The 6,628-nt window shown below is 33.5% G+C and carries 7 protein-coding genes; 1 reads left to right on the plus strand and 6 read right to left on the minus strand.

All coding sequences use genetic code 11. From position 1 onward, the window contains the following. Positions 1–180 precede the first annotated feature (180 nt). Entirely contained in the window at positions 181–1,140 is a 960-nt protein-coding gene (locus ACOYLP_RS09915; protein WP_422856013.1) for a hypothetical protein, read from the minus strand. 96 nt (positions 1,141–1,236) lie between these two features. Here ACOYLP_RS09915 and ACOYLP_RS09920 point away from each other — a divergent pair, with 96 nt between their 5' ends. Then, a complete protein-coding gene (locus ACOYLP_RS09920) occupies positions 1,237–2,358 on the plus strand; it encodes a cysteine desulfurase family protein (protein ID WP_422856014.1) in 1,122 nt (373 codons plus the stop codon). Positions 2,359–2,365: 7 nt separating this feature from the next. Here ACOYLP_RS09920 and ACOYLP_RS09925 read toward each other — a convergent pair whose 3' ends face one another. From ACOYLP_RS09925 to ACOYLP_RS09945, 5 genes are all read right to left on the minus strand, one after another. Continuing rightward, the gene (locus ACOYLP_RS09925) at positions 2,366–3,343 is read right to left on the minus strand and encodes an MlaD family protein (RefSeq protein WP_422856015.1); all 978 of its coding nucleotides are present in this window, start codon (positions 3,341–3,343) and stop codon (positions 2,366–2,368) included. Between the two features lie 8 nt (positions 3,344–3,351). After that, a complete protein-coding gene (locus tag ACOYLP_RS09930; protein WP_422856016.1) occupies positions 3,352–4,101 on the minus strand; it encodes an ABC transporter ATP-binding protein in 750 nt (249 codons plus the stop codon). Next, positions 4,094–4,873 (minus strand): MlaE family ABC transporter permease, encoded by a 780-nt coding sequence (locus tag ACOYLP_RS09935; RefSeq protein ID WP_422856017.1) that lies wholly within the window; start codon positions 4,871–4,873, stop codon positions 4,094–4,096. Before ACOYLP_RS09935 ends, ACOYLP_RS09930 begins: the two co-directional genes overlap by 8 nt. Before the next feature lie 176 nt (positions 4,874–5,049). Beyond that, positions 5,050–5,811 carry an NlpC/P60 family protein gene (locus ACOYLP_RS09940; RefSeq protein ID WP_422856018.1) on the minus strand — a complete coding sequence of 254 codons (762 nt, stop codon included), beginning with the start codon at positions 5,809–5,811 and terminating at the stop codon, positions 5,050–5,052. 84 nt (positions 5,812–5,895) lie between these two features. Then, positions 5,896–6,628 (minus strand): acetyl-CoA C-acyltransferase (locus ACOYLP_RS09945; protein ID WP_422856019.1); only part of this gene is annotated, 733 nt, incomplete at its 5' end.

The raw sequence follows: 6,628 nt of genomic DNA on the forward strand, positions 1-6,628 counted from the left end.
ATTGATAAATTAGGTTTAACTTCCTAAAGACATTGACTTTGAAAATTTTCAAGACTAGGAAAACGATTGTAAAGCGATTTTAATTCGGTTTTTTTATCTAAATAATCTACAATTAATTTAGTAAAATACCCTGATTTTTGATAGCTTATACAGTCAGTTGGCATGATTATTTTTGTAAAATTAATTGGTGATCAAAGTTCCAAAAAGATAATCATCGCCTAAAGAAAATTCACTATTCCCTTTTTTTAAAGTAACTTTTTTTAAACGAATAGTATGCTGATAGGTTGTTGTCGTAAGGGTTGTTGTACTTACTTCAATTATTCCGCTCGTCGCTTCAATACCATCAATAGCATTCCATTGTTGTAATAGCGTTGGTATTGTTGGAATAGTATTAGCACAGAAATATGCATTCGTTATTGTACCAGAATATAATCTGTAGGACAATTTATTAGAAGAACTAATTAAGGCAGTTCTAGGAGTCGTTGTTACTTCATTAGCAAACATCGTATCATAATTTTCAACATCTAATGTAAAAACCTCACCAACACTAAAATCAAAAATTCTATTGTCACTAACGCAAGTACTCTTGTCAACTTCTTCATTAAATCCAAAGGCTAAACGATCTACATTTCTTACATAATTTCCAAAAATAAAAGTTTCATACACTTGTGGACCAGTTGGTTTTTGAAACGTTATATTTTTAAAAACAATGTTATAGGTATAACCAGTAATTCGTGTGGAATTGTCAGTTGAATTTGTCGACTTAATTGCTGTAGATGTAATTTGAATTATTCCCGATGTGGCATTCCATTGTTCTTTTAAATTTGGTGTTGCATCTGGAATTGTTGGGCAAATATTAGCTGAACTTACTGTTCCGTCATATTTTCTGTATGTTACTTTATTAGTGGAATTTATCGTTACTTCAATTGGTTCACCTTCAACAGTTACATCATTTATAAAAGTCGAAGCCGGAATTTCAATAAAAAGCATTTCGGCATCTTTAACTTTATAAATGACATCTTTATCACTACATTTTTGTGCAGCTACTTCCGAAAAATCGATAACATCAACGGTTAAATTACCATCATCACAGGCAGTAATAAAAAACAACAATGAGAGTATACAAAGAATTCTTTTCATATTAATAGTAAAAATTTTAAAGCAAAAATAGGTTTTTTATACTATTAATTTTGCCTTTTATCATTTAATTAAGAACAGTACTTTTATATTTGTAAAATGAAAAATATATACCTCGATAATGCAGCAACCACTCCAATTCGTCAAGAAGTTATTGATGAAATGGTAAAGGTTATGCAGTTGGAGTATGGAAATCCATCATCAACACACAGTATTGGTAGAAGTGCCAAAGCTATTATTGAAACCTCGAGAAAAATAATTGCTAAACAATTAAATTGTAATGCACAAGAAATTGTTTTTACTTCAACAGCTACCGAAGCCACTAATTGGATTTTAAGAAGCGCTGTAAAAGATTTTGGTGTTAAGCGAATAATTACGTCTAAAATTGAACACCATGCGACTTTGTATACGGTTCAGGCATTACAGGAAGAATTTGACATTGCTGTCGAATTTGTAAATGTCTCTCGTGAAGGAACTATGGATTATGCTCAATTTTCAGCATTATTTTCCAATGACATCAAGACGTTAGTTTCTTTGATGCATGTCAATAATGAAACCGGAGTTATCAATGATATTGAAAAGATAGGAGCAATATGTCACCAAAATAAAGCCTTGTTTCATTGTGATACGGTTCAGTCAATTGGAAAAACAGAGTTGAATTTACAAGAATTAGCCATTGACTTTTTAGTGGCTAGTGCCCATAAATTTCATGGTCCAAAAGGTGTTGGTTTTGCTTATGTTCGAAAAAATTTAGTATTGCAACCCATGATCTTTGGAGGAGAGCAGGAGAAAGGATGGCGAGCAGGAACCGAATCGGTTCACCAAATTGCCGGAATGGCCAAAGCTCTGGAACTTTCTTTTGAGTTATTAAATGAGGAAAGAAAATACATAACTGATTTGAAACAGTATTGTTTTCAAAAATTGCAGCAAGCATTTCCCGAATTCAGTGTTAATGGAGCTGATACATTTTACAATATTTTAAATGTTTTGTTACCTTTTTCTCCGGAAAAAACGGCCATGATTTTATTTAATTTGGACATGAAAGGTATATCAGTTTCTCGCGGAAGCGCTTGTCAGAGTGGTAGTCCAAAACCCTCGCATGTATTGGCCGAAATGCTTAACGATGAAGAATTAAAAAAGCCAAGTTTGCGTATTTCATTCAGTCATCACAATACCAAAGAAGAAATTGATTGTTTGATATCGGCATTAAATGAAATTTAAAGTAGCACTACTTTTTTGCTGCTTTCTTTTTGGCTTTCTCTTGTTTTTTGAAATAACCTCTAAATAAAAAGTTGCTTTTTAGTGCTTCCAGATTTTCATTAAGTTTCTTACTGGCCTCATTAATATTGGTCATCGTTGAATCAATTTTAGTTACCAGTTTAGGATCGTTTGATAAATAATTAAGAGCGCCTTTTCCTTCTTTGATATTTAAAATGGTAACATTCAGATTGCTTACCACTTTATTAATTTCTTGACTTGATGCATCCAAATTGGTAATTACTCTTCTTATTTTATTGCCCACTACAGTATCTTTCAAGACTCCAATTACATTATCCTTATTTTCTAAACTGGCAATTTGTTTGTTTAAATGATCCATAGTTTGACTCGTTTTTTCACTAGTAATTCTCAGATTGCGAATCGTTTCTTTTAAATCTTTTGAAATTACCGTATCACGAAGTAATACTCCAATAGTACCTTTTCCTTTATTAATGTCATTGGTTATTTTAAGTAATTCAATAGTTAGTTGCGCAGCATTTTGGTTAGTCACGTTCAATGTCGCCAACATATCGTCTGTTCGCACCCGATTATTGGATTTAATTATATCGCCTGGTTGAACTGTCGGGAGATTGCCTTTACCTGGAATAATGTTAATGATAACATTTCCCACCAAACCATCGGAACCAATTGTTGCTATAGCATCTTTTTTGATATGCGAAAAAATAGCTTCGTCTATTTGCATGTCTATGAGTATCGTTGTATCATTTACAATTTCAATATCGCGAACGGTACCAACGTTTATTCCCGAATAACGTACATTATTTCCCAATTGCAATCCTGCGACATTATTAAAAACCGCTTTCAGATGCTCAGTTTTCCCAAACATTTGTTGTTTGCTGCCAATAAAATAGATAGCTAATACAAATAATGTTAGTCCTATAATTACAAATAGTCCGAGTCTGATTTTTTGTGACGCTGTTTTTTCCATGAGCTAATTTATTTAAAAAATGCTTTGATTTTTGGGTCGTCGGAATTTGATAGTTCTTCAAAAGTTCCTTCGGCATAATTTATATTGTCAATTAATAATATCATTCGGTTTGCAATAACTCTTGCACAATCTACATCATGTGTAATGATGATTGAAGAAGTATTGTATTTTTTCTGAATCGACATCATTAATAATATGATTTCTTTTGATGTTATTGGATCTAAACCAGTTGTTGGTTCGTCATAGAGAATAATTTTTGGTTGTAAAATTAAGGTTCGTGCTAATGCAATTCTGCGTTTCATTCCTCCTGAAAGTTCACTCGGCATTAAGTCTATGGCATGGGCCAAACCAACATTTTCCAATGCTTCCATTACCATTGGTGTAGTATCTTTAATTACTCCAAATTTTTTAGTGTGTCTGCGTAAAGGAAATTCTAAATTTTCTCTGACTGTCATCGAATCATACAAAGCACTTCCTTGAAAAAGGAAACCAATTTCGGTTCTCAATTCATCCAATTCCCAATGCTCCAGATTATTAATATTTTGCCCCATTATAGTTATAGTACCATTGTCGGGTTCTTCCAGACCAATCAGGCATTTAATCATTACCGATTTTCCAGAACCCGATTTGCCCATGATGACTAAGTTTTCACCTTCATACAATTCCATATTAAAGCCCTCCAAAACATGGTTATCACCATAGCTTTTTTTTAGATTCTTGATTTCAATAATTGGTTTTTTTTCTGTTGGGTTAGCCATAAAAAATATTAGTTACAAAAACGGCAATAAAATCTATAATAAATAATAACATTGAAGTATATACGACAGCCGAATTGGCTGCCAATCCAACACCAGCGGTTCCTTTTTTACAATTATAACCTTTGTAACATCCTACTAATCCAATGGCGAATCCAAAAAAGAAGGTCTTTATAGTAGTCGGAATCAAATCGCTGAATTGTAAACTGTCAAAAACGTTATTGAAGTAAAGCAAAAATGAAACATTTCCTTTAAAGTATTCCACCAAAGCCGAACCAAATATGGCAATAGCATCTCCAAAGAAAACTAGAATCGGCAGCATCGTAGTAGTTGCCAAAATCCGTGTGACTACTAAATATTTAAAAGGGTTTGTACCAGAAACTTCCATAGCGTCAATTTGTTCTGTTACACGCATGGAGCCTAATTCGGCACCAATTCCGGAACCGATTCTTCCGGCGCAAATCAAAGCGGTAATTATAGGTCCAATTTCTCTAATGATAGAAATACTTACCATTGATGGCATCCATGAAACGGCTCCAAATTCTTCTAAAGTAGGTCTTGATTGCAAGGTGAATACCAATCCAATTATAAAGCCAGTCACTGAAACGAGTAACAAAGAGCGATTGCCCATGTTGTAGCATTGCTTGAAAAATTCTCTGAGTTCGAATGGTGGATTAAAAAGTTCTTTGAAAAACCTTGCGCTGAAATAGGAGAGTTCACCAATTTCAATTAATAAGTTCCTAAAAGAATCTACAACTTTAGAATTGTCATCCATAGATTGAAATTAAGCAAATAACCTTATCAAATTTAGGAAATTATGATGAGAAATTTATCTTTTATCAACAATAAACACTTTAGGAAGAAGTTAAAATGGATTTTTTTGTATAAAATTATTTGTACAAAACAAAATATTGCCATGGATTCAAGACATAATTTATCTATTGTTTCGGTTTAAATGATTTTTTTGATGACGCGCAAACGATGCGTATGCCTGTTTTGTTCTGAATTATAAATGCCCAAGTGATCTAAGCGGTCAATTCTAACTTTTCCACTTGCGTGTATAATGTAGTTGTTTTCCATGATAATGCCTACATGTATTATCTTTCCTTCTTCATTGTCAAAAAAGGCTAAATCTCCAGGTTCGCTTTCTTCTATAAAACTCAAAGCATCTCCTTGTGTCGATTGTTGTGAGGCATCTCTTAGAAGTTGATACCCATTTAACTTATAGACCATTTGTGTAAATCCGGAACAGTCAATACCAAAAGGTGTTTTTCCACCCCAAAGATAAGGTGCATTCAAATACATAAAAGCAGTAGTAATCAAATCTGATTTTGGTTTGATACCGCTGGTTCTCATGCCTTCAAACTCAAAATTTTCAATATTAATTTCGCTGAAATTTAAAAATGATAACGAAGAGCCTAATGGGATAGGCAATAATATATTAGAGGAATTTGTTACATATTCAACCAAATCTGAGTTCAAAATTATTGCGTCATTTGACAAACTTTTGAAACTCTTTTCAGATATAGTCTGGTATTGTTTAGAATCGACCCAACCTTCATAATCATCAAATTGTAATTTGATTTTTGACCATTGATTTTGAGTCTCCAAAATCTCAAAATGCTCACCAAACAAGACTTGGGAAACGATTTCGCTTCTATCGCTTGGTTCGGCTCGTAATGGAATTATTGCAAGATTACAAATAGCAAACATTCAAATATAATTGATAATGGATTATTGATAATGGATTATTGAAATTTTTTAATTGTTAATTATCCATTATCAATTGTTAATTATTTAAATTCTTTCTATAACAATCGCCGATGCACCACCGCCACCATTACAAATGGCAGCTGCACCCACTTTGGCATTGTTTTGTTCTAAGACATTAATTAAGGTTACAATAATTCTGGCTCCGGAACACCCAAGAGGGTGACCTAAAGAAACCGCACCGCCGTTTACATTTACTTTGTCATTGTCAAGACCTAATATTTTTGCGTTGGCCAAACCAACTACGGCAAAGGCTTCATTGAATTCAAAATAATCAACATCGGCAACAGTTAAGCCAGCTTTGTCTAATGCTTTTGGTAATGCTTTTGCTGGCGATGTTGTAAACCATTTTGGTTCTTGTGCTGCATCTGCATAGGATTTTATATATGCTAATGGTTTTAATCCCATTGCCATTGCTTTTTCTTCGCTCATTAAAACTAATGCTGCAGCTCCATCATTTATAGTTGAAGCATTAGCTGCTGTAACGGTTCCGTCTTTGGTAAAAACAGCATTTAAAGTCGGAATTTTTTCCAATTTCACATTGGTATATTCTTCGTCTTGGGAAAAGATAATCGGCTCACCACGACGTTGCGGAATTTCCACAGGTACGATTTCATTATTAAATTTGCCTGCGCTCCAAGCTTTAGTTGAGCGCTCGTAGGATTGTATAGCAAAAGCATCTTGCTCTTCACGTGATATTTTATATTCGGAGGCACATAGGTCGGCAGAAACTCCCATGGCGTTATTGTCATAAGCATCT

The organism is Flavobacterium sp., assembly GCF_049318325.1.
Taxonomy (GTDB): domain Bacteria; phylum Bacteroidota; class Bacteroidia; order Flavobacteriales; family Flavobacteriaceae; genus Flavobacterium.

Coding starts and splice junctions, on each gene's coding strand:
- ACOYLP_RS09915 (WP_422856013.1), bottom strand. CDS start 1,140: ATGAAAAGAATTCTTTGTATACTCTCATTGTTGTTTTTTATTACTGCC.
- ACOYLP_RS09920 (WP_422856014.1), top strand. CDS start 1,237: ATGAAAAATATATACCTCGATAATGCAGCAACCACTCCAATTCGTCAA.
- ACOYLP_RS09925 (WP_422856015.1), bottom strand. CDS start 3,343: ATGGAAAAAACAGCGTCACAAAAAATCAGACTCGGACTATTTGTAATT.
- ACOYLP_RS09930 (WP_422856016.1), bottom strand. CDS start 4,101: ATGGCTAACCCAACAGAAAAAAAACCAATTATTGAAATCAAGAATCTA.
- ACOYLP_RS09935 (WP_422856017.1), bottom strand. CDS start 4,873: ATGGATGACAATTCTAAAGTTGTAGATTCTTTTAGGAACTTATTAATT.
- ACOYLP_RS09940 (WP_422856018.1), bottom strand. CDS start 5,811: ATGTTTGCTATTTGTAATCTTGCAATAATTCCATTACGAGCCGAACCA.